The sequence below is a fragment of the Sphingomonas pollutisoli genome (assembly GCF_029167165.1).
Taxonomy (GTDB): domain Bacteria; phylum Pseudomonadota; class Alphaproteobacteria; order Sphingomonadales; family Sphingomonadaceae; genus Sphingomonas; species Sphingomonas pollutisoli.
Genome location: NZ_JARFNJ010000006.1, coordinates 101,847 through 127,561 on the forward strand (window position 1 = coordinate 101,847; position 25,715 = coordinate 127,561).

At 66.8% G+C, this 25,715-nt stretch carries 33 protein-coding genes and 1 other RNA gene; 17 read left to right on the forward strand and 17 right to left on the reverse strand.

Annotated features, from left to right (window positions below; genetic code table 11):
- Positions 1 to 9 precede the first annotated feature (9 nt).
- The 6 genes from PX554_RS14415 to PX554_RS14440 form a co-directional block, all read right to left on the reverse strand.
- Positions 10 to 2,487 carry an ATP-binding protein gene (locus tag PX554_RS14415; RefSeq protein WP_275502846.1) on the reverse strand — a complete coding sequence of 826 codons (2,478 nt, stop codon included), beginning with the start codon at positions 2,485 to 2,487 and terminating at the stop codon, positions 10 to 12.
- 104 nt (positions 2,488 to 2,591) lie between these two features.
- On the reverse strand, positions 2,592 to 3,965 hold the full coding sequence (locus tag PX554_RS14420) for a UdgX family uracil-DNA binding protein (protein ID WP_275503307.1): 1,374 nt from the start codon (positions 3,963 to 3,965) through the stop codon (positions 2,592 to 2,594).
- A gap of 20 nt (positions 3,966 to 3,985) precedes the next feature.
- Positions 3,986 to 5,227: a putative DNA modification/repair radical SAM protein gene (locus PX554_RS14425; RefSeq protein WP_275502849.1), complete on the reverse strand. Its 1,242-nt coding sequence runs from the start codon at positions 5,225 to 5,227 to the stop codon at positions 3,986 to 3,988.
- A 137-nt stretch (positions 5,228 to 5,364) separates the two neighbouring features.
- A complete protein-coding gene (mtgA, locus tag PX554_RS14430) occupies positions 5,365 to 6,042 on the reverse strand; it encodes a monofunctional biosynthetic peptidoglycan transglycosylase (RefSeq protein WP_275502851.1) in 678 nt (225 codons plus the stop codon).
- A 108-nt stretch (positions 6,043 to 6,150) separates the two neighbouring features.
- Positions 6,151 to 7,056: an RNA polymerase sigma factor RpoH gene (rpoH, locus tag PX554_RS14435; RefSeq protein WP_093224192.1), complete on the reverse strand. Its 906-nt coding sequence runs from the start codon at positions 7,054 to 7,056 to the stop codon at positions 6,151 to 6,153.
- 57 nt (positions 7,057 to 7,113) lie between these two features.
- On the reverse strand, positions 7,114 to 8,061 hold the full coding sequence (locus tag PX554_RS14440) for an RluA family pseudouridine synthase (RefSeq protein ID WP_275502853.1): 948 nt from the start codon (positions 8,059 to 8,061) through the stop codon (positions 7,114 to 7,116).
- 20 nt (positions 8,062 to 8,081) lie between these two features.
- Here PX554_RS14440 and PX554_RS14445 point away from each other — a divergent pair, with 20 nt between their 5' ends.
- The 7 genes from PX554_RS14445 to PX554_RS14475 all read left to right on the forward strand — a co-directional run bounded on the left by PX554_RS14445 (position 8,082) and on the right by PX554_RS14475 (position 12,016).
- Complete coding sequence (locus PX554_RS14445) at positions 8,082 to 8,489, forward strand: M67 family metallopeptidase (RefSeq protein ID WP_275502855.1); 408 nt, start codon at positions 8,082 to 8,084, stop codon at positions 8,487 to 8,489.
- A gap of 55 nt (positions 8,490 to 8,544) precedes the next feature.
- On the forward strand, positions 8,545 to 9,189 hold the full coding sequence (locus PX554_RS14450; protein ID WP_275502857.1) for a histidine phosphotransferase family protein: 645 nt from the start codon (positions 8,545 to 8,547) through the stop codon (positions 9,187 to 9,189).
- A gap of 120 nt (positions 9,190 to 9,309) precedes the next feature.
- Positions 9,310 to 9,999 (forward strand): N-acetylmuramoyl-L-alanine amidase, encoded by a 690-nt coding sequence (locus tag PX554_RS14455; protein ID WP_275502858.1) that lies wholly within the window; start codon positions 9,310 to 9,312, stop codon positions 9,997 to 9,999.
- A 10-nt stretch (positions 10,000 to 10,009) separates the two neighbouring features.
- An RNA gene (gene rnpB, locus PX554_RS14460) (RNase P RNA component class A) lies at positions 10,010 to 10,395 on the forward strand.
- A gap of 290 nt (positions 10,396 to 10,685) precedes the next feature.
- A complete protein-coding gene (locus PX554_RS14465) occupies positions 10,686 to 11,228 on the forward strand; it encodes a J domain-containing protein (protein ID WP_275502860.1) in 543 nt (180 codons plus the stop codon).
- A 10-nt stretch (positions 11,229 to 11,238) separates the two neighbouring features.
- A complete protein-coding gene (locus tag PX554_RS14470; protein ID WP_275502861.1) occupies positions 11,239 to 11,592 on the forward strand; it encodes a hypothetical protein in 354 nt (117 codons plus the stop codon).
- A 10-nt stretch (positions 11,593 to 11,602) separates the two neighbouring features.
- Entirely contained in the window at positions 11,603 to 12,016 is a 414-nt protein-coding gene (locus PX554_RS14475) for a hypothetical protein (RefSeq protein WP_093224181.1), read from the forward strand.
- Positions 12,017 to 12,266: 250 nt separating this feature from the next.
- Here the strand turns inward: PX554_RS14475 and PX554_RS14480 are convergent, their stop codons facing one another.
- The 8 genes from PX554_RS14480 to pspA form a co-directional block, all read right to left on the reverse strand.
- Positions 12,267 to 12,674: a SufE family protein gene (locus PX554_RS14480; protein ID WP_093224180.1), complete on the reverse strand. Its 408-nt coding sequence runs from the start codon at positions 12,672 to 12,674 to the stop codon at positions 12,267 to 12,269.
- 180 nt (positions 12,675 to 12,854) lie between these two features.
- Complete coding sequence (locus tag PX554_RS14485; protein ID WP_093224178.1) at positions 12,855 to 13,097, reverse strand: hypothetical protein; 243 nt, start codon at positions 13,095 to 13,097, stop codon at positions 12,855 to 12,857.
- A gap of 26 nt (positions 13,098 to 13,123) precedes the next feature.
- On the reverse strand, positions 13,124 to 13,393 hold the full coding sequence (locus PX554_RS14490; protein WP_093224177.1) for a hypothetical protein: 270 nt from the start codon (positions 13,391 to 13,393) through the stop codon (positions 13,124 to 13,126).
- A gap of 30 nt (positions 13,394 to 13,423) precedes the next feature.
- Positions 13,424 to 13,546: a hypothetical protein gene (locus PX554_RS14495; protein ID WP_256326212.1), complete on the reverse strand. Its 123-nt coding sequence runs from the start codon at positions 13,544 to 13,546 to the stop codon at positions 13,424 to 13,426.
- 85 nt (positions 13,547 to 13,631) lie between these two features.
- Complete coding sequence (locus PX554_RS14500) at positions 13,632 to 13,925, reverse strand: hypothetical protein (protein ID WP_093224175.1); 294 nt, start codon at positions 13,923 to 13,925, stop codon at positions 13,632 to 13,634.
- Between the two features lie 44 nt (positions 13,926 to 13,969).
- Positions 13,970 to 14,350 (reverse strand): envelope stress response membrane protein PspC, encoded by a 381-nt coding sequence (pspC, locus tag PX554_RS14505; RefSeq protein ID WP_093224174.1) that lies wholly within the window; start codon positions 14,348 to 14,350, stop codon positions 13,970 to 13,972.
- A 3-nt stretch (positions 14,351 to 14,353) separates the two neighbouring features.
- The gene (gene pspB, locus PX554_RS14510; RefSeq protein WP_093224172.1) at positions 14,354 to 14,623 is read right to left on the reverse strand and encodes an envelope stress response membrane protein PspB; all 270 of its coding nucleotides are present in this window, start codon (positions 14,621 to 14,623) and stop codon (positions 14,354 to 14,356) included.
- Between the two features lies 1 nt (position 14,624).
- A complete protein-coding gene (gene pspA / locus PX554_RS14515; RefSeq protein WP_275502869.1) occupies positions 14,625 to 15,293 on the reverse strand; it encodes a phage shock protein PspA in 669 nt (222 codons plus the stop codon).
- Between the two features lie 169 nt (positions 15,294 to 15,462).
- Between pspA and pspF the strand changes: the two genes are divergently transcribed.
- The 3 genes from pspF (at position 15,463) to PX554_RS14530 (ending at position 17,786) form a co-directional block, all read left to right on the forward strand.
- A complete protein-coding gene (gene pspF / locus PX554_RS14520) occupies positions 15,463 to 16,482 on the forward strand; it encodes a phage shock protein operon transcriptional activator (RefSeq protein WP_275502870.1) in 1,020 nt (339 codons plus the stop codon).
- Between the two features lie 252 nt (positions 16,483 to 16,734).
- Positions 16,735 to 17,355, forward strand: coding sequence for a superoxide dismutase (locus tag PX554_RS14525; RefSeq protein ID WP_093224168.1), 621 nt, complete (start codon positions 16,735 to 16,737; stop codon positions 17,353 to 17,355).
- Positions 17,356 to 17,495: 140 nt separating this feature from the next.
- Positions 17,496 to 17,786: a GIY-YIG nuclease family protein gene (locus PX554_RS14530; protein ID WP_093224166.1), complete on the forward strand. Its 291-nt coding sequence runs from the start codon at positions 17,496 to 17,498 to the stop codon at positions 17,784 to 17,786.
- A 160-nt stretch (positions 17,787 to 17,946) separates the two neighbouring features.
- Here the strand turns inward: PX554_RS14530 and PX554_RS14535 are convergent, their stop codons facing one another.
- From PX554_RS14535 to mtaB, 3 genes are read right to left on the reverse strand one after another with little or no spacing between them, the layout of a single operon-like run.
- A complete protein-coding gene (locus PX554_RS14535; RefSeq protein WP_338061597.1) occupies positions 17,947 to 18,585 on the reverse strand; it encodes an inner membrane-spanning protein YciB in 639 nt (212 codons plus the stop codon).
- Complete coding sequence (ftsY, locus tag PX554_RS14540; RefSeq protein WP_275502876.1) at positions 18,578 to 19,519, reverse strand: signal recognition particle-docking protein FtsY; 942 nt, start codon at positions 19,517 to 19,519, stop codon at positions 18,578 to 18,580. The genes PX554_RS14535 and ftsY overlap by 8 nt, the downstream gene beginning before the upstream one ends.
- Positions 19,516 to 20,934: a tRNA (N(6)-L-threonylcarbamoyladenosine(37)-C(2))-methylthiotransferase MtaB gene (gene mtaB, locus PX554_RS14545; protein ID WP_275502878.1), complete on the reverse strand. Its 1,419-nt coding sequence runs from the start codon at positions 20,932 to 20,934 to the stop codon at positions 19,516 to 19,518. Before mtaB ends, ftsY begins: the two co-directional genes overlap by 4 nt.
- Before the next feature lie 261 nt (positions 20,935 to 21,195).
- Here mtaB and ffh point away from each other — a divergent pair, with 261 nt between their 5' ends.
- The 7 genes from ffh to rplS all read left to right on the forward strand — a co-directional run bounded on the left by ffh (position 21,196) and on the right by rplS (position 25,512).
- Complete coding sequence (gene ffh / locus PX554_RS14550) at positions 21,196 to 22,710, forward strand: signal recognition particle protein (protein ID WP_275502880.1); 1,515 nt, start codon at positions 21,196 to 21,198, stop codon at positions 22,708 to 22,710.
- Between the two features lie 114 nt (positions 22,711 to 22,824).
- A complete protein-coding gene (gene rpsP / locus PX554_RS14555) occupies positions 22,825 to 23,241 on the forward strand; it encodes a 30S ribosomal protein S16 (protein ID WP_093224160.1) in 417 nt (138 codons plus the stop codon).
- Positions 23,241 to 23,717: a ribosome maturation factor RimM gene (gene rimM, locus PX554_RS14560; RefSeq protein WP_093224159.1), complete on the forward strand. Its 477-nt coding sequence runs from the start codon at positions 23,241 to 23,243 to the stop codon at positions 23,715 to 23,717. The genes rpsP and rimM overlap by 1 nt, the downstream gene beginning before the upstream one ends.
- A gap of 32 nt (positions 23,718 to 23,749) precedes the next feature.
- On the forward strand, positions 23,750 to 24,013 hold the full coding sequence (locus PX554_RS14565; protein WP_093224157.1) for an AbrB/MazE/SpoVT family DNA-binding domain-containing protein: 264 nt from the start codon (positions 23,750 to 23,752) through the stop codon (positions 24,011 to 24,013).
- Positions 24,013 to 24,390, forward strand: coding sequence for a type II toxin-antitoxin system VapC family toxin (locus PX554_RS14570; RefSeq protein ID WP_338061598.1), 378 nt, complete (start codon positions 24,013 to 24,015; stop codon positions 24,388 to 24,390). The genes PX554_RS14565 and PX554_RS14570 overlap by 1 nt, the downstream gene beginning before the upstream one ends.
- Positions 24,387 to 25,118, forward strand: a complete 732-nt coding sequence (trmD, locus tag PX554_RS14575) for a tRNA (guanosine(37)-N1)-methyltransferase TrmD (protein ID WP_275502889.1) — start codon at positions 24,387 to 24,389, stop codon at positions 25,116 to 25,118. The genes PX554_RS14570 and trmD overlap by 4 nt, the downstream gene beginning before the upstream one ends.
- Before the next feature lies 1 nt (position 25,119).
- The gene (gene rplS / locus PX554_RS14580; protein ID WP_275502891.1) at positions 25,120 to 25,512 is read left to right on the forward strand and encodes a 50S ribosomal protein L19; all 393 of its coding nucleotides are present in this window, start codon (positions 25,120 to 25,122) and stop codon (positions 25,510 to 25,512) included.
- Positions 25,513 to 25,715 lie beyond the last annotated feature (203 nt).

Genomic DNA, 25,715 nt, shown 5'->3' on the forward strand with positions numbered 1-25,715 from the left:
CCGATACGATCAGCCATCGCGCAACAGTCGATCGACCCGCCCGACAAGGTCGTTCACCGCAAACGGTTTGGTCAATACCTCCATCCCGTGCCCGATATGGCCGTGATTGAGAACCGCGTTTTCGGCATAGCCGGTGATGAACAGGATGCGCAGACCGGGCACCATCTCGCGCGCGCGCTCCGCTACCTCGCGGCCGTTCATGCCGCCGGGCAGGCCGACGTCGGTGATGAGCAGATCGACATGGCCGGCGCCGCGCAGGATCTCTATTCCTTCCGCGCCGGTCGCCGCCTCGGCGCAGGCATAGCCGAGTTCCTCGAGCGCATCGACGACGAGCATCCGCACGCTCGGTTCGTCATCGACGATGAGGACGGTCTTCTCGGCGGCGGCGCGCAGCGCTCGCGACGTGGTCGGCTCGGGATCGGATTGTTCTTCGTCGCCAAGGTTGCGGGGCAGGTAGAGGCAGACCATCGTGCCCTGACCGACCTCGGAATAGATGCGGACATGGCCGTGGCTTTGCCGCGCGAAGCCGTACACCATCGACAGGCCGAGTCCGGTGCCCTCGCCGAGCGGCTTGGTGGTGAAGAAAGGATCGAACACCCGATCGAGAATGTCCTTCTCGATGCCGCAGCCGGTATCGCTGACGCAGACGGTGACATATTGGCCTGGCTCGAGTCCGTGCGCCTTGGCAGTGCGCTGGTCGATCCAGCGGTTGGCGGTTTCGATCGTGATCCGGCCCCCCTCGGGCATCGCGTCCCGGGCGTTGATGCAGAGATTGAGAATGGCGTTCTCGAGCTGGTTGGCATCGACCAGCGCCGGCCAAAGCCCGGCGGCGGCGACCGTCTCGACCTCGATCGCGGGGCCGACAGTGCGCTGGATCAGTTCCACCAACTCGCGCATCAGCCGATTGACGACGATCGAACGCGGGCTGAGCGTCTGCCGCCGCGAAAAAGCGAGCAACCGGTGCGTCAAAGCCGAAGCCCGGCGGGTCGCGCCCTGGCCGGCGATGAGATATTTCTCGACATCGCCCGCGCGGCCTTGCGCAAGACGCGTTCCGATCATCTCGAACGACCCCGAGATGCCGGCGAGCAGATTGTTGAAATCATGTGCCAGCCCGCCGGTGAGCTGACCGACCGCCTCCATCTTCTGCGCCTGGCGTAGCGCCTCCTCGGTGGCGCGGAACCGGTCCTGCTCGCGCAGGCGTTCGGTCACATCATAGGCGAACTGAAACGCGCCGATCCGCTCGCCCTCGGCATTGCGCAACGCGTTGAAGCGTAGTTCGTAGGAGCGTGCCTCGCCGTCCACGCCCTCAATCTGCGCGACGGTCACGAACTCCTCTCCGGCGAGCGCGGGCGCCCAGGAGGCACGCATCATCGCCTGATGCTCGGGTCGATCGGCGAGCAGCCCGAAGAGATTGTCGCCGACATGGGGCAGCACGCCGAACAGACGCTCGAACTCGCGCGCGGCGGCGCTGTTCATGGCGAGCCAATTGCCCTCGAGATCGACGATCGTGACGAAGGCGTGTGTCGCCTCGACCACGTCGGCGAGCAGGCGGCGCTCGGCGAGCGCCTCGGCCACGCGCGCTTCGAGCGTTTCGTTGAGGCGGATCAGTGCCAGTTCGGCATCCCGCCGCGCGGTGATATCCTGGAACAGCACCGCGACCTGCTTACGACTGGCGGGTTCGATGCGGAAGGCGGAGAGCGAGAGATAGCGTCCGGTCGCCTCCAATTCGCGCTCGAAGCGGATCGGCACGCCGGTGCGCAGCACCTCGCCGTAGCGCCTCGCCCAATCATCGGCCTCGTCGCCGACCATCTCGCGCAGCCGCTGGCCGACCACGTTCGGGATGCCGGCGTTGAGCGCATATGCCGCATTGGCTTCTACGTGGACATAATCGCTCAACGGGCCATGCGGGCCGTCGACGAACTCGATCACGCAAAAGCCTTCGTCCATCGTGTCGAACAATGTGCGATAACGGTCGGCCTGTTCGGTACGCTCGCGAATCGCGCGGCGCATCTCGAACTGGCTCATCACCTGATTGGCGAGAACCTTCAGCGCGCGCTGCTGCAACTCGCTGAGTTCACGCGGCTGGGTGTCGAGCACGCACAATGTCCCGATCGGGAGCCCGTCGGGCGTCTTGAGGAGCGCGCCCGCGTAGAAGCGCAAGCCCGGCACCGCCGTCACCAGCGGATTGCAGTTGAAGCGCGGATCCGCGGTCGCGTCGGGCACGAGCAGGAAATCCTGTTCGAGAATGGCATGCCGGCAGAACGAGGTTTCGAGCGGGGTTTCGCGCACGCCGAGACCGACCTCGGCCTTGAAGAACTGCCGGCCCGCGCCGATCAGATTGACCGCGCCGATCGGCGTGCCACACAGATCGGCGGCGAGCCGCGCCATCTCGTCGAACGCCGGCTCACGCGGCGTATCGAGGATCTGATAGCCATCCAACGCCTCCAACCGACGCCGTTCCCGGTCGCCCCCTTCCGTCTCGTTCATTCCGTTGCAAATCCGCTGTGCCCGCCCTCCGGGCCGGGCGTGTTCAAGACCGTATCGGAGAAAGCAACGCTCCTGGAAGCGGTATGATCCGGCGGAATCTTGATCTAGGTATGCGCGGCGGCCTTCAAGTCCGCAACGAAGCGCGCATATTCCTCGGCCTTGGCGGCGGGATCCGGCAGGCGAAGCAGGTAGCTCGGGTGAACGGTGATCCACGCCTCGCCACCGCCGGGCAGTTCGAGCGCACGGCCGCGCTCACGGCTGATCGTCACCGCCTTGCCCAACAACGAGCGCGCCGCCGTCGCGCCGAGCGCGACCGTCCGGCGCGGCCGCACCAGCGCGCGTTCCTGCTCGATCCACCAGCGGCAGGCGGTGATCTCGCCGGCGTCAGGCTTGGCGTGGATGCGCCGCTTGCCGCGCTGTTCGAACTTGAAATGCTTGACCGCGTTGGTGACATAGACGGTGGCGCGGTCGATCCCGGCCTCCGCGAGCGCGCGATCGAAAAGCTGGCCGGCCGGGCCGACGAACGGACGGCCGGCGAGATCCTCCTGATCGCCGGGCTGCTCGCCGACGAACATCATCGCCGCATCGACCGGACCTTCGCCGAACACGGTCTGCGTGGCGTGCGCATGGAGTGGGCAGCGGGTGCAACTCATCGCCTCCTCGCGCAGCGCTGCCCACGCCGCTTCGATATTGCCACCCGGTTTCGTGCGCGCCGTCTCGACCATGCCCGCCTCCCGCGCCTGCGCGCCTGCGATCAACTGCGGCACCAACGCGGTTTCCGGCATGTTTTTCCAATATTTGCGCGGCATCTCCTTGAGCATCGCGCCGACCTTCAGGCGCGCCGGGTTGAAGATCGCGGCATAATAGCTTTGCCACATCGCCTCGACCGAATCGCCGTCGGGCGCATCCGCCTTGGTTGCGCCGGGGCCTTCGGCGAGCGTTTCGCCGTCCCAGTGGATCGAGATTTCCGGGGTCAGGATCGACCAGCGCATCGCCGCGAACCGGTCGATGAAAAAGCCGGCATTGGCGCGCACGATATGAAAGTCAGGCTCGAACCAGGCGACGAAGCGAGCGCCGTCGGGTTCGGCGACCTCACGGAAGCGGACGAACGCGCGCATCTTGTGGATGTCGCGGCGGACCTCGCGCGCGAGACCCTCGACGCGGCGCACCAGCGGATCGGCGGCGTCCTCCAGCAACCCCGGCCGCGCCAGCAACCGCACCAGCAGGGTGTGCAGCAACGCGAAGCGCTCGCGGTCGGTATGGAGGATGGCCGTGCGGGCGAGATCGACGAAAGCGCGCGGCACGGTGAAACCGGCCGTTGGCGCGGCGGCGGGGGCGGGCGTGCCGAACAGTTCGCCGGGCTCCGAGCCGACACGCCACACGATCCGTTCGGGCGGGATATCGGCGTGGACCGCGGCGCGAACGCCGTCGCGCCAGCCGTCAAAATCGTCTTCGGCGTCGAGCGCGATGACGCGCATCGCGTCGGACGCGAGCCCCGTCACCCGAACAATTCCATCTGCTTCGCCGCCGGCTTGGGCAGCGGCAGATCGGCCTTGTCGGAAAGCGCGACCGGGCGCCAGTCGCTCGCGACCAGGAACGGGCGCACCTTGGCGAGCGAGACCGTCAGCCGCCCGATATCGGCCAGCGTAAGCCGTCGGCCGCGTCGCGCCGCGACGATCTTATCGACCGCGCGTGTGCCGAGGCCGGGCACGCGCAGCAGCATTTCGCGCGGCGCCGTGTTGACATCGACCGGGAAGGAACCGCGAAATTTGAGCGCCCAGGCGAGCTTGGGGTCGATGTCGAGCCGCATCATGCCGTTTTCGTCCGCGGCATCGGCGACTTCCGCCGGCTTGAATGCGTAGAAGCGCATCAGCCAGTCCGACTGATACAGTCGGTGCTCGCGCATTAGCGGCGGGCGCTGGAGCGGCAGTACCGCGCTCGCATCGGGGATCGGCGAAAAGGCCGAGTAATAGACGCGCTTGAGGCCGAATGAATCGTACAATCCCGCCGCGCGAGAGACGATATCGCGGTCGGTCGCGGCGTCGGCGCCGACGATCATCTGCGTCGATTGCCCGGCGGGGGCGAAGCGCGGCGCGGATTTGTAACGCTTCTTCGCGTCGGCGGTGTCGAGGATCGCATCCGACATGCCCGCCATCGCGCCTTCGATCCGGTCCTGCGATTTTTCGGGGGCGAGCCGCTTCAGGCCGCTCGCGGTCGGCAATTCGACGTTTATCGAAATGCGATCGGCGTACATGCCGGCTTGGTGGATCAGTTCCGGATCGGCATCCGGTATTGTTTTCAAGTGGATGTAGCCCCGAAATTCATGAACCTCGCGCAAGTGGCGTGCGACTTCGACAATCTGCTCCATTGTGTAGTTTGGCGAGCCGATGATGCCGGAGGAGAGGAACAGCCCCTCGATATAGTTGCGGCGATAGAAGGAGAGGGTGAGCCGCACGACCTCCTCGATGGTGAAGCGGGCGCGGCGGACGTTGCTGCTCTTGCGGTTTATACAATAATGGCAATCGAAGATGCAGCTATTGGTGAGCAGGATCTTGAGCAGGCTGATGCAGCGTCCGTCAGGCGCATAGGCATGGCAGATGCCCATGCCGCTGTCGGTCGAACCGAGCCCTTTGCCGTCGCGCGAGGTGCGCTTGACCGAACCGGACGAGGCGCAACTCGCGTCGTATTTCGCGGCATCGGCGAGGATCTCGAGTTTCGCGCGGGTATCGAGCTGAGCCATCCGTTCGGTATATGTTCTAATGGGTTAGATGTCGAGCGACTACCGTCGTCGCCCCGGCGAAGGCCCGGGCCGCTGTGTTTGCGGCGGATGTTTCGTCAGATTACGTGGCGGCCCCGGCCTTCGCCGGGGCGACGGGGTCATCGCAGGCAGGCGTCCAGCCCGCCGCTGCGCACCACGCCGACCCGGCGCGAGAGCGCGTTACCGTGGCGCCGGACGAAGCCATGCGGGTCGATCGCCGCGCGCTTCTTGGGCTGGGGGAGGACCGCCGCGATGCGGCCGGCTTCGGCGGGGGTGAGTGAGGAGGCGTCGTGATGGAAATAGCGCATCGCGCCGGCGTTGACGCCGTAGGTGCCGATCCCGGTCTCAGCGACGTTGAGATAGACTTCCATGATGCGGCGCTTGCCCCACAGATTTTCGATGAGGACGGTGAAATATGCCTCCAGCGCCTTGCGGACATAGCCGCCGCCCTGAATGAGGAAGACGTTCTTGGCGGTCTGCTGGCTGATCGTCGAACCGCCGCGGATGCGACCGCCCTTCGCGTTGCGCATATAGGCCTGCTCGATCGCGGCGACGTCGAAACCGTGATGCGAGCAGAAGCGCGAATCCTCACCCGCGATCACGGCGCGGGGCATGTCCGGGTCTATGCGCGACAACGGCATCCATGACTTGGTGATGCCGTGGCCGCTCAGCCCGTCCGCCAGCATCGTGAGCGTCACCGGCGGCGGCACGAAGCGGTACACGACCACCATTGCCACCGAGAGGAGCAGGAAGCCAAGCAGGAGCTTGAAGATCCAGCCGATCAGCCGGAGGATCATCGTGCGCCGCCGTGATCGACGCGTGTCATAATCCGTGATCCGGCGCGGTCGGGCGTGGGCGGTTTCGCATGCCGCATCATCGCGCCGCCGGCGCCGAACCGCAACCGCTCAGGCGGCGACGAGCATGCGCTTGTCGCCGGCGAGCCGCATCATCGCCTTTTGCAGCTTCTCGAACGCGCGCACCTCGATCTGGCGGACGCGCTCGCGCGAGACGCCATAGACCTGGCTCAGCTCCTCGAGCGTCTTGGGCTCGTCGGTGAGGCGACGCTCGGTTAGGATGTGCTGCTCGCGCTCGTTGAGGTCGGTCATCGCGCTTTCGAGCATCGCGTGACGGACATCTGCCTCCTGCGCGTCGGCGACGACAGTGTCCTGGAGGGGCGCGTCGTCCTGAAGCCAATCCTGCCACTGGCCGTCGCCATCCTCACGCATCGGCACGTTGAGCGAGGTGTCGCCGCCCATCGACATGCGGCGGTTCATGCTCGTGACCTCGGCCTCGGTCACGCCGAGATCGTGCGCGATCTTGGCGAGGTGCTCGGGGCTGAGATCGCCATCCTCGAACGCGTCGAGCTTGGACTTCATCCGGCGCAGGTTGAAGAACAGCTTCTTCTGCGCGGCGGTGGTGCCCATCTTGACGAGGCTCCACGAGCGCAGGATGAATTCCTGAATCGACGCGCGGATCCACCACATCGCATAGGTCGCCAACCGGAAGCCACGGTCCGCCTCGAACTTCTTCACGCCCTGCATCAGCCCGATATTGCCCTCCGAGATGAGCTCGGACACGGGCAGGCCGTAGCCGCGATAGCCCATCGCGATCTTGGCGACGAGTCGCAGGTGCGAGGTGACGAGCTGCGCCGCAGCATCGGTATCGCCATGCTCCTCGAATCGCTTGGCGAGCATATATTCCTGCTCGGGCGAGAGGATCGGAAACTTCTTGATCTCAGACAGATAACGGTTGAGGCTTGCCTCACCGCCAAGAGCGGGGATCGTCGCCGGTACGTTGCTGCCGGTGGCCATGATCAATCTCCCTTAGTGACGGACATCCCAATAGCGAGGCGATGTCCGCGCTTGAACCTATACGTTAAGACTATCGAACAGTTCCTGCATGTCCGAAGGCATTTCGCTATCAAATGCCAAAGCGTTGCTTTCCAGCGGGTGAATGAACCCCAGACGGGCCGCATGCAACGCTTGCCGGCGGAAATTCAACGTTTCCAGAACAGGCCGGTGAGCTGGTTTTGTTCTACCATAGACCGGGTCGCCGAGCAAGGGGTGGCCGATCGACGCCATGTGGACGCGGACCTGATGCGTGCGCCCCGTTTCCAGCCGGCATTCGACCAACGCGGCGTCACGCAGCCGGGCGAGCGTGCTGAAATGCGTGACCGCGCGCTTGCCGCCCGCGACGATCGCGACCTTCTTGCGATTCTGCGGGCTGCGCGCGAGCGGAGCATCGACGCTGCCCTGCGCCGGCGACGGCCTGCCCGACACGATCGCCTTATACCGCCGGTCGATGCTGTGCGCCGCGAACTGCTTCGCCAAACCTTCATGCGCGCGGTCGGTCTTGGCGGCGACCATCAGGCCCGACGTGTCCTTGTCGATACGGTGGACGATCCCGGGCCGCGCGACCCCCCCGATGCCAGAGAGCCGCCCCGCGCAATGGTGAAGCAGCGCGTTGACCAGCGTTCCATCCAGATTGCCCGCCGCCGGATGGACGACCAGACCCGCCTGTTTGTCGATCACGATGAGGTGATCGTCCTCGAACACGATGTTGAGGGGAATGTCCTGCGGCGTGTTGTGCGCCGGCGTGGGGGCGGGGACGACGACGCGGTAGAGGCCGCCCGGCACCGCCTTGCTGGCGGGATCGCGGCGCAGCACGCCCTGCGCGTCAGTGACGGCGCCGGTCGAGATAAGCGCCTTGAGCCGTTCCCGCGATATCGTCGGCAGCGCGTCGGCGAGCGCGCGGTCGAGCCGCAGCCCTTCCGTGGCGGCGACGCATGTTTCGATGGTGGAAACCCCCCGGTCCATAGAATAGGAATCTGGGGGATATGTTGGAGATTTCAAGCACCGCGCTGCATCGCATCATCGCAGCCGCGCATGCAGACGGCGCACGCGAGGTCTGCGGGCTGCTGTTCGGTGACCACACGCGGATCGCTTGGGCCGAGCCGTGCGCCAATGTCGCGGACGACCCGGCGCGCACCTTCGAGATCGACCCCGCCGCACATTTCGCCGCGCTGCGCGCCGAAAGGGCAGGCGGAGCGAAGCTGATCGGCTATTGGCATTCGCACCCGAGCGGCGACGTGCGCCCTTCCGCGACCGACGTGGCGATGGCGGCGGCGGACGGAAAGTTGTGGCTTATCACGGCAGGCAGCGCGATCGGCGTGTGGCGTGCCGAGGGCGGCGATGCGCACCACCGTTTCGTCGCGGTGCCCTATCGCATCGCCGCCGCGACCTGACTTGCGGCGGACTCGTTGGTGGGCCACATAGGCGCGATACGCGGGAGCATTGTTCTTGACTATCAACGCCGTCGATTTCGCCAGCCTGTTGTGCTCGCGCCTGTGCCACGATCTGCTCAGCCCGGTGGGCGCGCTCAACAACGGCCTCGAACTGCTCGCCGACGAGCACGACCCGGACATGCGCGCGCGCTGCCTGGAGTTGCTCAGCGAGAGCGCCAGGGCGTCGGCCAACAAGCTCAAATTCTTCCGGCTCGCGTTCGGCGCGGCCGGTGGCTTCGGCGAGACGATCGATTCGCGTGAGGCGCGCGCGGCGATCGACGGACTTTTCGGCGATACCCAGCGGATCAAGCTTGGCTGGTTGGTCGAAGACCCGATCTTGCCCAAAGTGGGTATCAAGGTGCTGCTCAACCTCGCGCTCATCGCCGGCGACGCGCTGATCCGTGGCGGGCAACTCGATGTCGGCGCGGAATGCGTTGGCGATCAGGTCGAGATCGTCGTGCGCGCGGACGGGCCGCGGATCGTGCTCGACGCGGAGCTTCGAACCGCGCTGACTGGCGCCGACATCGACGTTGCTGCGACGCCGCGCGTGGCGGCCGCCTGTCTCGTCCACGCGCTGGTGGCCGAGGCAAAGGGCACGATCCAGGTGTCAGAGCCGAGCGATCCGGTGCTGCTGTTCGGGGCGACGCTGAAGATCGCCTGACGGGATGCCGCCGATCCGCCTGCGACCGCAGCGGCTATGAGTTGGCGAATGCGGCGGGATTGACTATCGCAGCCGCTTGATCCCGGCGCCGCTCCCGCGCGGGGGTGAGCAGGAGCGTACATGACGATCACCGAGACGGCGTCTCCCAATTTCGACGAGCGCGCGCTGCCGATCACCATGATCGTTCTCCATTATACCGGGATGGCCGACGCGGCATCGGCGCTGGCGCGGCTCTGCGATCCCGCCGCGAAGGTTTCGGCGCATTATATGATCGACGAGGACGGCACCGTCCACCGGCTCGTCGCCGAGGACAAGCGCGCGTGGCATGCCGGCGCGGCGCGCTGGGGGCGGATCGAGGACGTCAACAGTGCCTCGATCGGGATCGAGCTGGTCAACCCCGGCCATGAGTTCGGCTATCGCCCGTTTCCCGATGCGCAGATCGACGCGCTGATCGCGCTGACCGGGGAGATCAAGGAACGCTACGCGATCACGCGCGGCAACGTCGTCGGCCATTCGGACATCGCGCCCAGGCGCAAGCAGGATCCGGGCGAGCTGTTCCCGTGGCACCGCCTCTCGCGGCTGCGGCTGGCGTTGCCCCGGCCCACGCGCAACCTGATGGACCCGATGTGGACCGACGCGGGCTTCCTGATCGCGCTCGAGCGGTTCGGCTACGACGTGACCGACAAGCTGGCGGCGGTGGTCGCGTTCCAGCGCCGCTACCGGCCCGAACTGATCGACGGCGAGATCGACGGCGAGTGTCGCAGCATTCTACTCGCTTTACTGTTGCCCAAACCGCAAGGGGACGACTAAGGCGGGTCCACCAGAGGGTCGGGCGGCCGCGTCATGTGCTTGGCACATGCCGAGGAAAGTCCGGGCTCCGCGAAACGACGGTGCCGGGTAACGCCCGGCGGGGGTGACCCCAGGGACAGTGCCACAGAGAGCAGACCGCCGATGGGCCGCGCGCGAGCGTGGCGACAGGCAAGGGTGAAAGGGTGCGGCAAAAGCGCACCGCGCCTCCGGTAACGGCAGGCGGCATGGCAAACCCCACCGGGAGCAAGACCGAATAGGGACGGCACATGGGCATCGTTTCTGCTCGTCGTCCGGGTTGGTTGCTTGAGGCGGCGTGCGAGCGTCGCCCTAGAGGAATGGTCGCCTATCCTTCGTGAAGAGGGTGGACAGAACCCGGCTTACAGACCCTCTGGTATTCCCCGCGCGCGGGCGAAACGTTGCTAACGTCGCCTATGTTGCGCACGGGCGGCAAACGTCGTGAAGGTCGCGGACCCCTGCGATGTTTGCGCGACGCGCGCGGACGCGATCTCGCCGGCGATGTCGAAGAGCGCGGCAAGAATGGCACCGGGCGGCGGTGTAGGACAGGGCGAGCTTGCCGATCTCCCGCGATCCGGCAGGTGCGTTCGGGCGCCATCCGTCCCCGCAAAATCACGCCTGTCACCAATCCGTCATGGCAATGCCGCACCCGCGTGCCTAGATGGTCCGCTATGGCGCGCGCGACGAGACGAGATGATTGGGGATTTCCACGCTGGCGGGCGTATGGCGAATCGAGCCGCGAGGCCGCGAAGGTGCGGCTGTGCGACCGGCATGGCTGCACCGAGCCGGGCAATTGCCCGGCGCCGAAATCGCCCAACAGCCCCGAGCGCTGGTATTTCTGCCAGGAACATGCCGGCGAGTATAATCGCGGCTGGAACTACTTCGAGGGGCTGAGCGCCGAGGAGGCGGCCGAGCGAGAGGCGGCGGAGACGCGCACCGCCGACGGCTACACCACCTCGCGCCACCAGCAATGGGCCGGATCGGGCGACGGCAGTCGCTCGCGCGACGAGCTGCGCGCGCTCGAGGTGCTGGACCTCGAGGTGGATGCCGATTTCGACGCGGTGCGGCTGGCATGGCGGCGGCTCGCCAAGCAGAACCATCCCGATGTCCGCCCCGGCGACACGGACGCCGCCGCGCGCTTCCAGGCGATCCAGGCCGCCTATGACGTGCTGCGCGTCGCCGAGGAACAGCGGCAGTGGAAGCCAGCGCAGTGAGGATGGCGTCGTGAAGACCGTCCGGTCGGACTGGTCGCGCACGTTGCTGGTGTGCGCGAAATGTTCGAAGAAGCTCGGCGGCGGGTTCGGGGCGGGCGGCAAGAAGCCGCTGGCCAAGGTGCTGCGCAAACGGCTCGGGGTGAAGGCCGGCCGCAAGGCGCCGATCGGGATCGTCGAGGTGCAATGCCTCAAGGTCTGCCCGCGCGGCGCGGTGACCGTGGTCGACAGCGCCGACAGTCGGCACTGGCAGATCGTCCGCGCGGGCGCGCCGCTCGACGCGGTGATCGCGGGGCTGGGGCTGGACGCGGCGGAGCCCGACGTGTCAGCGCAGGTTCAGCACGACTCGGCTACGCTGGAGGCCTAGGAGAAATTCGATGCGTGTTTCCCACTGTCTCACCGCGATCGCCGCGCTGGCGGTGATCGGTTCCGCCGTGCCCGCGCAGGCGAAGGAGCGGCTTACCGGCGAGGCGAAGCTCGCCAAGATGCTGGAGGGGCGGGTCGCCGGCAAGCCGGTGGATTGCCTGTCGTTGACGCAGATCCGTTCGAGCGAGATCATCGACCGGACCGCGATCGTCTATACGACCAGCGACGGCACGATCTACGTCAACCGGCCGAGCGGCGCGAACTTCCTCGACGACGACGACATCCTCGTCAGCGAGCCGCGGGGCGGGCAGACGTGCCGGATCGACATCGTGCGGCTGATCGACCGCGGCACGCGGATGGCGGGTGCGTCGGTCGGGCTGAACGATTTCGTGCCGTATCCGCGGCCGCCGAAGGTGAAGAATTGAGCGTTGTAGGTCGGGCGCGCTGAGGAGGGCGGGCGCGGCTTTCCAGTGATTTGGGGCGTGGGGTACGTCGCCCCGGCGTAGGCCGGGGCCGCAGTGTGATGTGGCGAGCCGGGCGGCCGACACGTAACGGCCCCGGCCTGCGCCGGGGGGACGCATGTGGGTGGAGTGTGGCGCTTGTGGCACGCACTTCGACTTCGCTCAGTGCGAACGGTATCTCCCGCCCGACACGCGCGCACGCGGCGCGATCGGGTTAGCTGGCGTAGCGGAGCGCGGTGTCGCGGATCAACGCGATCATGTTGGGAATGCCCTGCGTCCGGTTCGAGCTGAGCTGGTTCTTGAGATCGAACGGGGCGAGTGCGGCGGTGATGTCGGTGGTGGCGATCGTCGCGGCGGGCTGGTCCTGCACGGTCAGCAGCACGAGCGCGATGATGCCCTTGGTGATCGCCGCGTTCGAATCGGCGAGGAAGTGGAGCGTGCCGTCGTCGCGCCGCATCGGATAGACCCAGACCGACGCGGAGCAGCCGCGCACCAGCGTAGCCTCGGTCTTGAGCGGATCGGGCATCGGCTCCAGCGCCTTGCCGAGATCGATCAGCAGCCGATAGCGATCGTCGGCGTCGAGGAAATCATATTCGTCTTGCAGGTCGGCGAGTGTGGTCATGGCGGCGGCGGTAACGGCGGGGGGGCGGGGCGTCTACCGGGTTTGCTCCTCCCCGTTCGTGCCGAGCTTGTCGAAGCACGTGTTCCTGGCGCAATGCTCCGAGTGACGAGCTACGTTTGGACACGCCCTTCGACTTTGCTCAGGGCGAACGGGGTAGGGGCTGGCGTTTACAGGCGCAGCTTACAGATCCACCCCGGCCGCAATCGCTTCGAGCTTGCGGATGCGCTCCTTCAGGTCGGCGATCTCGATGCGGGCGCTGGCACTGGGCATCGCCGGGGCGCTGCGGTCGCCGGGCTGGTGCTGCAGTTCCTGCTGCTTGAGCGCGAGCCAGCCGCGCCATCCGGTCAGCGTCGCGTAGGCGAGGATCGTCAGCCCGGCGAGCGCCGTGCCGGCCATCGTGATGTAGAAACTCGGGTCGGTCATGATCCCTGCTCCTGCGGTCATGAGGGTCATTTGGGGTCGCGCAGGCGTTCGATCTCGCGATCGAGGCGGGCGCTGCTCGTGTCATTGTCGGTGGCGAGGCGTTCGAGGACGGCGAGCCGCTCCTTCATGCTGCGCAATTCCTCCTGCAGCCGGGCATTCTCGGCGCGGGTGGCATTGTCGTCGCGGAAGGCGACCTGCTCGCCGGGCTTGCCGTGAACGACGCCGTAGCGGGCCATCAGGACGCGGCCGACCGTGATGACGACGATGATCGCGACGACCATTTCAAACGGGTTCATGTCGAAAACTCCCCTTGCGGACTGGCGATATTACTGCGCTTCGCCTTGCGCGGCGAGCCGTTCGCGGCGGCGGCGCGGGCGATCGACCCGTTCGGTGGCGAAGACCCCGAGGGCGGTGACGGCGGCGAGCGTGGCGAGAAAAGCGAGAAGCATGGACGTGCCTTTCCTGTCGGCGCGGGCGGGGGCGCCGCGCACGGGTGGATGATGCGAAGATGGCGGTGGAAACGGGGCGGGCGGATCAGCCGGTGGTGCGAAGCGCCTCGATCTCGCGCGCGGTGCGCTCGGCGGGATCGGTGGCGATGCGTTCGAGCACCGCGATCCGCTCCTCGAGCCGGCCGATCTTGCCGATGAGCCGTTCGTTCTCGGCGCTCAGCAATTCGGTTTCGCGGGCGATCGGGAGGCGATCCTTGCCGTCGCGCGCGTCATCGAGCGGATAGCCGTGCCGGGCGCGCACCCAGGTGGTGATGACCCGGCTGAGCGGGAAAACCGTGATCGCGGCGAGTGGAACGAGCAATCCCCAGGTGGTCGACATCGTGATAATCCTGTTGCGGTGGTGGTGCCGGATCGGGTGCGCGCTCAGCGCAGGCTGTCGATCTCGTCGGCGAGGCGGGTGTTGCGGCTGGTGTACATCGTCTCGATGTCGGCGAGGCGGCGGTCGATGTCGCGGAACTTCGAGCGGACCTCGGCGGTCGAGCGGGTGGGGTTGGAGCGGACGCCCTGCCAGAACTTCTGGTCCTCCTTGCTGTCGTACAGGCCGTAGGGCTTGGCATCGGCCATCCAGGCGACCAGCCAATAGGCGAGGAGCGTCCAGGGGAAGCCGCCGGCGATGGTGAGGACCACCGCGCCGACGCGGACCCAGGTGGCATCGATGCCGGTGTAATCGGCGATCCCTGAGCACACGCCCAGCCATTTGCGGTTCTGCTTGTCGAGGTAGAATTTGGTGCGGCTCGCGCTCATGGTTCAGTTCCTCTTGGAAAGGTCATAGGAAGGGCGCGGATCGGCGGTCACGCCGGGGCGCCAGTCGGGATGGTCGGCGGCGACGATCCGCTCCACCGTCTGCAGTCGGTCTTCGAGCCGGCGCGCGAGCAGGTGGAGCTCATCGAGCAGTTTCTCGTCCTCGTCGGTGATCTTGGGCGCCTGCTTCCACTTGGTGACATAGTGCAGGATCACCCAGGGCATGCCGACGAAGAGCATGCCGCAGATGACGATCGGCAGGAAAACGTCTTCCATCTCAACCGTCCTTGTTCAGGCGCGCCTTGAGCGCGGCGAGCTCGGCATCGACCTTGTCGGCGGACTTGAGCTCGGCGATCTCCTCTTCGAGCGACTTGGGCTGCGCGCCCAGACCGGCGGCATCGGCGCGGCCCTCGGCCATGTCGATGCGGCCCTCCATCACATCGAAGCGCGAGAACGCTTCCTGCATGCGCGGGCCGTTGTAGAGCTCGCGCAGCTTGTAGCGGTTCTGCGCGCTTTCCAGCCGGGTGACGATCGAGTTCTGGCGGGTGCGCGCCTCGCGCAGCTTGTTTTGCAGCTTGTTGATGTCCTCTTCGGACGCGCGCAGCGCCTCGTCGAGCACGGCGATCTCGTCCTTGAGGCGATCGGCCATGTCGGCGGCCTTCTGCTTCTCGACCAGCGCGGCCTTGGCGAGATCCTCGCGGCCCTTCGACAGCGCCAGTTCGGCCTTTTCGGTCCAGCTCTCCTGGAGCTTGCCGAGCTTGTCGATGTGGCGGCGCATCTCCTTCTGGTCGGCGATGGTGCGCGCGGCGGAGGCGCGGACTTCGACCAACGTTTCCTCCATTTCGAGGATGATCATCCGGATCATCTTCGCCGGATCTTCCGCCTTGTCGAGCAAGTCGGTGAAGTTGGCGGCGACGATGTCACGGGTCCGGGAAAAAATGCCCATGTGCGAAAAACTCCTTGGGGGAACGCGGTACTGGTTGGGTACGGGATAGGCTTTGCAGGGTTCGTGCCAATTTTAAAAACGGCGGATTCGCGGGCTTTTCTGAACGGATCGACAGCTTTGCCGCATCGCGGACTTGCCAAGCCTTGGGACTTTACGCCAAGACTTGGCAATGGAGCGAACGACGCAGGTGATCGGCCAGTCCGGCCCGTTTCTCGACGCGCTGGAGCGCGCGAGCCGCGCGGCCGCGCTCGACCGGCCCGTGCTGGTGATCGGCGAGCGCGGCACCGGCAAGGAGCTGGTGGCGGAGCGGCTCCATCGGCTGAGCCCGCGCTGGGACCAGCCGCTGGTGGTGATGAACTGCGCGGCGCTGCCCGAGACGCTGATCGAGGCGGAGCTGTTCGGGCACGAGGCGGGCGCGTTCACCGGCGCGACCAAGGCGCGCGCCGGGCGGTTCGAGGAGGCGCATGGCGGCACCTTGTTCCTCGACGAACTCGGCACGCTGTCGATGGCCGCGCAGGACCGGCTGCTGCGCGCGGTCGAATATGGCGAGGTGACACGGATCGGATCGTCGCGGCCCTTGCGTGTCGATGTGCGGATCGTCGCGGCGACCAACGAGCATCTGCCCGACAAGGTCGCGCGGCACCAGTTCCGCGCCGATCTGCTCGACCGGCTGTCGTTCGAGGTGGTGACGCTGCCCCCCTTGCGCGCGCGGACCGGCGACGTGCCGGTGCTCGCCGAGCATTACGGGCGGCGGATGGCGTCCGAGATGGGGCGGCTAGACTGGCCCGGCTTCACGCGCGAGGCGATGGCGGCGCTGGTCGCCTATGACTGGCCGGGCAATGTGCGCGAGCTGCGCAATGTCGTCGAGCGCGCGGTGTACCGGTGGGAGCGCGATACGCCGATCGACGCGATCGAGTTCGATCCGTTCCAGTCGCAATATCGGCCGCGCACCCTGGCGGGCGGGGCGATGACGGTGGAGGCGGCGCCCGCCCAGCCGTCGGCGCCAGCCGAAGACGACGCGCCCGGCGACTTCAAGAGCCGGATCGCGCGGTTCGAGCGCGACCTGCTCAAGAAGGCGATGGCCGAGCACCGCTTCAACCAGCGCGCGACCGCGGACGCGCTCGGGCTGAGCTACGATCAGTTGCGGCATGCGCTGAAGCGGCACGGGTTGATCTCGGCGGGGGCGTAGCGCGTTCCCGCCCCGATTCGTCACCCCAGCGCAAGCTGGGGTCTTTATAGGGAGGGCGCCCGCGTCATCACAGGGAGACCCCAGCGTGCGCTGGGGTGACGAGTAGCCGGGAATTATCGCACGCCATCGCGCGCCAACTACCTGCGATTCATTCTCAATTCCGAATCGGTTGCGTAATAATCGCGGCGGACCCATTTCCGGCGCACAGGCGTTTGCGCCGTGATCCTGAACGTCCCTGAAGGAGGATATCCTATGGCTTTCGAACTTCCCCCGCTGCCTTTCCCCAAGGATGCGCTCGCGCCGACGATGTCCGCCGAGACGTTCGATTTCCATCACGGCAAGCATCACAAGGCCTATGTCGACAAGACCAACGGCTTCGTCACCGAAAAGGGCCTTGAGGGCAAGTCGCTCGTCGAGGTCATCCGCCACGCCAAGGAAACCGGCGACAAGGGCCTGTTCAACAATTCCGCGCAGATCTGGAACCACACCTTTTTCTGGAACTCGCTGACCCCGAACTATGCCGCGCCGACCGGCAAGCTCGCCGAGCTGATCGAGGAAGGCTTCGGCTCGACCGAGGCGCTGGTGAAGGCGCTGGTCGCCGAATCGACCAACCATTTCGCGAGCGGCTGGGGCTGGCTGGTGCTCGAGGACGGCAAGCTCAAGGTGACCTCGCTCCACGACGCCGACACGCCCGTCGTCTATGACTACAAGCCGCTGCTGACGATCGACGTGTGGGAGCACGCTTATTACATCGATTACCGCAACGCGCGCCCCGGCTATCTCGAAGCGGTGACGGGCAAGATCCTGAACTGGGACTTCGCCGCGCAGAACCTCGACGGCGAGGGCGTGAGCCGGGCGGATCAGCAGGGCTGATCCGATCGCTGACGGTTGAGAAAGGGCCGGGGACCGTTGGGTCGCCGGCTCTTTTTTCTTTGCTTCGAGCGCGGGTTTTTCCCCCCCCGTCATGCCAGCGCAAGCTGGCATCTCCCCGCGAGGTCCAATACGCTCGCCCCATGTCACGCGGGGGCTGGACGTATCTAATGGCGAGCAAGCCGCGCGGCATGCTCTACATCGGTGTGACCGCGCATCTCGCGGCACGAGTCGATCAGCATCGGCGCGATGTCGGATCGGCCTATTGCCGGCGCTACGGTATCAAGACGTTGGTTCACGCCGAGCGGTTCGACACGATCGAGGAGGCGATCGCGCGCGAGAAAGCGCTCAAGGCGTGGCGGCGGGGCTGGAAGGTCGAGCTGGTCGAACTGGGCAACCCGGAGTGGCGCGATCTGTTCGACACGCTCGCCTGATCGCGGGAGACCCCAGCTTGCGCTGGGGTGACGAAGGCCACTCGCCGTCATGCCAGCGTAAGCTGGCATCTTCCCGCGAGGTTCGGCACGCTCGCCCGATCGCGCGAGACCCCAGCTTGCGCTGGGGTGACGTTTTGAGGCCGGGTGATCGACCAAACGATCACCCCTCCGGCGGGACCAGCGGCGGCTTTTCCTCACCGAGCGTCAGGCCGTGTTTCATCAACATCGGCACGTTGGCCATCGCGAACACGAGCGTGATGATGACGCAGCCGGGCATCTTGTACCACAGCCAGGCGTTCCACCCGGCATCTTTGCCCCACAGCATCGCGGTGCCGCGCCACACGGCTTCGTTGCCGATCGCCATCAGGATGAAGAAGACCGCCCAGTTGCGCGTCAGCTTGCGCCAGCCCTCGGCATCCAGCCCCGGATAGGCGGTTTCGAGCAGTTGCTGGAGCAGCGGGCGTCCGGTAAGCCAGCCGAACAGCAGCAGGCCGCCGAACAGCGCATAGACGAAGGTCGGCTTCATCTGGATGAACTGCTGATCGTGGAAATAGATGGTCAGCGCGCCGAACACGAGCACGAGGACGCCGGTGATCCACAGCATCGGCGAGATCGAGCCGAGCCGCAGCCGCGAGAACAGTAGCGCCGCCACTTCGGCGATCATGAACGCGATCGTCGCGGCGATCGCCTTGGCCACGACCGGGCCGGGAGCCAGATAATTGACCACGAAGAACACCACGAGCGGGCCGTAATCGACCGCCATGCGCAGCATCGGCGCGTTGACCGGCTTCTTATCCACGGCGCTTCACTCCATCGACACCGGCGATGATCCGCGAGACTTCGTTGGCGTCGAACGGGCGGAGATCGCCCATGCCCTCGCCGACGCCGATCGCGTGGATCGGCAGCCCGTATTTCTCCGCCGCCGCGACGAGGATGCCGCCGCGCGCGGAGCCGTCGAGCTTGGTCATGACGAGGCCGGTGACGCCCGCCATCTCCTTGAACACTTCGATCTGCGATAGAGCGTTCTGGCCGGTGGTGGCATCGAGCACCAGCACCACGTCGTGCGGCGCGGCCGGGTTGAGCCGGCCGAGCACGCGGCGGATCTTGGCGAGCTCGTCCATCAGCTCGCGCTTGTTCTGGAGCCGGCCGGCGGTGTCGACGATCAGCACGTCGGTGCCGATCGCGGTCGCCTGCTTGACAGCCTCATAGACGATGCCGGCGGCATCGCCGCCTTCCTTGCCGCTGATGATCGGCACGCCCGCGCGCTCGGCCCAGGTTGCGAGCTGGCCGATCGCGGCGGCGCGGAAGGTGTCGCCAGCGGCGAGCATCACCGCATAATCCTGCTCTTTCAGCCAGTGCGCGAGTTTGGCGATCGTGGTGGTCTTGCCCGATCCGTTGACGCCGATGACGAGGATCACCTGCGGACGCGGGAACGCCTCGATCTCGAGCGGCTTGGCGACCTTCTCCAGCACCTTCTCGACCTCTTCGGCGACGGTGAGGCGGATGCCGAGATCCTCCATGTCGCGCTCGAACATGCCCGAGGCGAGCCGGTCGCGGATGCGGTGCGCGGTCTCCGGGCCAAGATCCGAGGCGATCAGCGCTTCCTCGATCTCGTCGAGCGTCCCGGTGTCGAGCGGGGCGGTGCCGAGCCCGACGAGGTTGCCGATCAGCCGATCGGAGGTGCGCTTGAAGCCGCCGAGCAGGCGCTCGTGCCAGCCGGGTGTGGTGCTCATGCGAGGGCCTTTTGTCGCGATGGGGCGGGTTGGTTCGCCGCCGGGGAGAGTATCGGGGTGGCTTGGAGGGTGAGGCCGTCCGTGGCGGTGATGATGAGGCGAAGGACGTCGCCTACACCAACCGTTCGCCCTGAGCTTGTCGAAGGGCGTGTTCCGGGCGCACGTGCCCTTCGGCTGGCTGGCAAAGCCAGCCGCTCAGGACAGGCTTCGACAGGCTCAGCACGAACGGGGGGCGGGGCGGGGAAGCGAACTTCGGCGAAGTTGCCGGCATGGCCGCGATCACCGGGGCGCTCGATCAGCACGTCCTGTTCGGTGCCGACGAGGCGCTGGAGCCATGCCGCCTTGCGCCGCGCCGCCGCCGCGCGCAGTGCGCCGGCACGCGCCTTGCGCACCGCCACCGGTACTTGCGGCATCCGCGCCGCCGGCGTGCCCTCTCGGGGCGAATAGGGGAAGATGTGCGCGTGGACGATGTCGCAATCGTCGATCAGCGCTAGCGTGTTCGCGAACATCGCGGCATCCTCGGTCGGGAATCCGGCGATCAGATCGGCGCCGATCGCGACGTCCGGGCGCGCCGCCTTGAGGCGGGCGACCAGCGCCACCGCCTGCGCGCGGCTGTGGCGGCGCTTCATCCGCTTGAGGATCATGTCGTCGCCGGCCTGGAACGACAGGTGGACGTGCGGCATGACACGCGGGTGCCCGGCGATCAGATCGAACAGCCGGTCGTCGATCTCGACCGAGTCGAGCGAGGACAGCCGCAGCCGTTCGAGCCGGGGCACATGCGCGAGGATGCGCTCGACGAGCAGGCCGAGGCTCGGCGCGCCGGGCAGATCGGGGCCGTAGCTGGTGAGATCGACCCCGGTGAGCACCACCTCGCGATAGCCCGCATCGACCAGCGCCGCGATCCGGTCGATCACGCCGCCCGCCGGCACCGAGCGGCTGTTGCCGCGTCCAAAGGGAATCGCGCAGAAGGTGCAGCGATGGTCGCAGCCGTTCTGCACCTCGACGAAGGCGCGGGCGTGCGCGGCGAAGGCGCTCGCCAGATGCGGGGCGGTGTCGCGCACCCGCATGATATCGCCGACGAGCACGGGCGCGGTCGCCTGCCACGCCGAGGCGTGCAGCTTTTCGGCGTTGCCGATGACGCGATCAACCTCGGGCATCGCCGCGAAGCCCGCCGGATCAATCTGCGCGGCGCAGCCGGTCACCACGATCTCCGCGGCCGGGCGGTCGCGGCGCGCGCGGCGGATGGCGGCGCGGGTCTCGGCGACCGCGCCGTTGGTGACCGCGCAACTGTTGACGACGACTGTGTCGCGTCCGGCGAGCAGCGCGCGGATCGTCTCGCTCTCGGCGATGTTGAGCCGGCAGCCCAGGCTGACGATGTGGGGGTCAGCCACGACAGGGCCGGCGCGGTCGGTCATGCGCGGTGATCTAGGGACGGGCGCGACCATTGTCCATTCTGCGCTGGCCGGCGTGCGAGCGCGGCACTCCGCAGCGAGCAGGGCATGAGCGCGGCGCTTGCGATGCCGGTGCAAAACCGCTAGTGCCGCCTTTGATCGCGTCCCCAAGGGGATTCGTGAAAGGCTTGCCCTGCGGGGCTACGCCGGCCGACGAGGTTTCGTCCGCCGGCGTCTTTTGCGTTTTCCCATAGGGCGGCGGCGTTCGAAGTGGAAGGTTTGACGATGTTCGAGAGCCTCAGCGACCGTCTTGGCGGTGTGTTCGATCGGTTGCGCGGCCGCGGGTCGCTGACCGAGGCGGACGTGCGCGCGGCGATGCGCGAGGTGCGCGTCGCGCTGCTCGAAGCCGACGTCGCGCTGCCGGTGGCGCGCGAGTTCGTCGACAAGGCGACCGAGCAGGCGATCGGCCAGCAGGTGCTGCGCTCGGTCACGCCGGGGCAGCAGGTCGTCAAGATCGTCAACGACGCGCTGGTCGCGATGCTCGGCGGCGACGGCGATGGCACCGCCGCCGAACTCGATCTGGGCGTGGCGCCGCCCGCCGTCATCATGATGGTCGGCCTGCAAGGCTCTGGCAAGACGACGACCACCGCCAAGATCGCCCGCCGTCTGTCCGGCGGGCAGGGCGGGCGCGAGCGCAAGAAGGTGCTGATGGCGTCGCTCGACGTCAATCGCCCCAATGCGCAGGAACAGCTCGCCACGCTGGGCACGCAGACCGAGGTGGCGACGCTGCCGATCGTGCCGGGCCAGCAGCCGGTCGATATCGCGCGACGCGCGCTCCAGGCGGCGAAGCTGCAGGGCTATGACGTGCTGATGCTCGACACGGCGGGCCGCCTCCACGTCGACCAGGCGCTGATGGACGAGATGCGCGCGGTCGCCGATGTCGCGAAGCCGGCGGAAATCCTGCTCGTCGTCGATGCGCTGACCGGTCAGGACGCGGTCAACGTCGCGACGAGCTTCTCGCAGCAGGTGCCGCTGACCGGCGTGGTGCTGACCCGCATGGACGGTGATGCGCGCGGCGGCGCGGCGCTGTCGATGCGCGCGGTCACCGGCAAGCCGATCAAGTTCGCCGGTACCGGCGAGAAGATGGACGCGCTCGAAGCCTTCCATCCCAGCCGGGTCGCGGGCCGCATCCTCGGCATGGGCGACGTCGTCAGCCTGGTCGAACGCGCCGCTGAGACGATCCAGCAGGAAGATGCCGAGAAGATCGCGGCGCGGCTCGCCAAGGGCCAGTTCGATCTCAACGATCTGCGTGCGCAGCTCCAGCAGATGCGCAAGATGGGTGGGCTCGGCGCGCTCGCGGGGATGCTGCCGGGGCTCAAGAAGGCGCAGAACGCGGTCCAGCAGGTCGGCGGCGACAAGGTGCTGATCCACATGGACGCGATGATCGGCTCGATGACCCCCAAGGAGCGCGCCAAGCCGGAGCTGCTCAACGCCAAACGCAAGATCCGCGTCGCCAAGGGTTCGGGGACGACCGTGCAGGACGTCAACAAGCTGCTCAAGATGCATCAGGAAATGGCCGGCGCCATGAAGAAGATCCGCAAGATGGGCGGGTTGAAGGGCATGGCGGCGATGTTCGGCAAGGGCGGCATGGGCGGTGGCGGCATGGGTGGCCTCGGCGGGGCCGGCATGCCCGATATCGGCAGCCTGATCGGCGGCAATTCGGGCGGTCTGCCCGGGCTTGGCGGCGGGCAGGCCAAGCTGCCGCCGGGGTTCGAGAATTTGATGAACAAGAAGAAGTAGGGTTCGTCGCCCCGGCGGAGGCCGGGGCCGCTGCGTGGAGACACGTAGCGCCCACCACCATAGCGGCCCCGGCCTCCGCCGGGGCGACGGAAATCAAGAAGGAAGTAGTTCAAGATGGCACTCAGCATTCGTCTGTCGCGTGGCGGTTCCAAGAAGCGTCCCTATTACCGCATCGTCGTGGCGGACGCGCGCTCGCCGCGCGACGGCCGGTTCATCGAGAAGATCGGCACGTACAATCCGCTGCTCGCCAAGGATGACGAGAAGCGCATCATCCTCGACGCCGAGCGCGCGAAGCACTGGCTCGGCAACGGCGCGCAGCCGACCGACCGTGTCGCCCGCTTCCTTGATGCGGCCGGCGTGAAGGAGCGCGCCGCGCGCAACAACCCGAACAAGGGCAAGCCCGGCGAGAAGGCGACCGAGCGCGCCGAGGAACGCGCCACCAAGCTCGCCGAAGCCGAGGAGGCCGCCAAGGCCGCCGCGGCTGCGCCCGCCGAAGAGGCTGCCGCTGAAGAGGCTTCGGCCGAAGCATAATGTCGGCGGATCGCCCCGTTACGCTTGCCGTCATCATCGGCGCGCATGGCGTGACGGGGGAGGTGCGGCTCAAGGTCTTCACCGAGGATCTGGCGCGCTACACGGTGCTGAATGGCGGCGCGCTGACGTTGAAGTCGGCGCGCCCCGGCAGCAACGGCACGATCGCGCGCTTCGCCGAAGTGACCGATCGCAACGCAGCCGAAGCGCTGCGCGGCACCGAACTGACGGTGCCGCGTTCGGCGCTGCCACCGCTCGAACCCGGCGAATATTATCATTCCGACCTGATCGGGCTCACCGCGGTATCGACCGAGGGTGAGCCGCTTGGGCGTGTCGTGCTGATCGAGGATTTCGGGGCGGGCGACGTGATCGAGATCGAACGCGAGAGCGGCCAGCGCTTCATGGTGCCGATGACCACCGACGCGGTGCCCGAATGGGACGGCGAGCGGGTGGTCGTTGACGGGGCATTCGTGGTTTAGTATATACTATTCGTATATACGGAGTGACGGCCATGAGCGAGGAATATAAAGCCAAGGTGTTCAAGTCGGGCAATTCGCTGGCCCTGCGGCTGCCCAAGGCGCTTGGCCTTGAGGAAGGCGCCGAAATGCGCGTCCGCGAGGAACATGGCCGGTTCAGCTTCGAGCCGGTCGATGCGCCCAAGCGAAAGATCGACCTGACCGGAATTGCCGGGTCGATGCCGTGGCTCAAGCCGCTGCCGCGTGAGGATTTCGACGATTCGCCGCGCGATTGGCACCTGCTTGGTCGCGATAGCTGATGTATCTCGTCGATACGAATACGATCATCTATCTCGTCGGTGGCAACTATCCAGCGCTGACCCGGCGGGTCGAAGCGACGGCGATCGGCGACATACGAATGTCGGCGATCGTCTTCGCCGAGCTAGCGCTAGGCAGCGAAAATGGTCTGGCGCCATCGATCGATATGCTTGAACGGCTGATCGAGCAGATACCACTCATGCCGTTCGACGAGGCCGCGGCGCGAGCTTACGCTAAGATGCCTTTCCGGCGTGGTCGCTTCGATCGCCTGTTGGCTGGACATGCCCTCAGCCTTGGCGCGACCGTCATCACGCGGAACCTGTCTGACTTCGCCGACATTCCGGGCTTGCGCGTCGAGGACTGGACGCGCGCGGCATGACCTTCGCCGCCACCATCCTCACGCTCTACCCGGATATGTTCCCCGGCCCGCTCGGCCTGTCGCTGGCCGGGCGGGCGCTGGCGGAGGGGCGGTGGAGTCTCGATGCGCGCAACATCCGCGATTTCGCGACCGACAAGCATCGCACCGTTGACGATACGCCGGCCGGAGGCGGGGCGGGTATGGTGCTGCGCGCCGATGTGCTCGCCGCCGCGATCGACAGCGTCGCCACCGGCGCGCCGCTGCTCGCGATGACGCCGCGCGGGGCGCCGCTCACGCAGGCTCGCGTGCGCGCGCTCGCGAGTGGCCCTGGCGTCACGATCCTGTGCGGGCGGTTCGAGGGGTTCGACGAGCGGATCTTCGAAGGGCGCGGCATCGAAGAGGTGTCGATCGGCGACTATATCCTCTCGGGCGGAGAGATGGGGGCGCTCGTCCTTCTCGACGCTTGCATTCGGCTGCTTCCCGGCGTAATGGGCGCGCCTTCCAGCGGGGATGACGAGAGCTTCGAAAGCGGCCTTCTCGAATATCCGCACTATACCCGACCTGTTGACTGGGAAGGGCGCACGATCCCCGAAGTGCTGCGATCGGGGGATCATGCGAGGATCGCGGCATGGCGAAAGCACATGGCCGAGACCGAGACACGGCTAAGGAGGCCGGACCTTTGGGAGCGCCACGAGGGCGCTCGGGTCAAGCCTCCCTCTGGCGCGCGGCGACAGACGAAGGACGCATGAGATGAATCTCATCCAGACGATCGAAGCCGAAAACATCGCCAAGTTCCTGGCGAACAAGACTATCCCCGATTTCCGCCCGGGCGACACGCTGAAAGTCGGCGTGAAGGTGGTCGAAGGCGACCGCACCCGCGTGCAGAACTATGAGGGCGTGTGCATCGCGCGCTCGAACAAGGGCATGGGTTCCAACTTCACCGTGCGCAAGATCAGCTTCGGCGAGGGCGTCGAGCGCGTCTTCCCGCTGTATTCGCCGAACATCGACAGCATCGAAGTCGTCCGCAAGGGCGCGGTGCGTCGTGCCAAGCTGTATTACCTGCGTGGCCGCACCGGCAAGTCGGCGCGTATCGCCGAGCGCCGCGACAACCGTCCGGCCAAGGGCATCGTCGCCGCCGAATAAGCCGCGACGACCGGCGTTTGGAAAGGGCGCGGGGGCGATGGCTCCCGCGCCCTTTTTGCTGCGTGTCTTCGAAACCCTTCGCGTCGAGCGGAACCGAGACACAATTTCGGATGCGCGCGGCTGTCCCTCGACTTCGCTCGGGACGAACGGTAGGGGTGTGTTGCCTTCGCAAGGCACGGGCTGGTTGGAACCTTGCCGAGGAG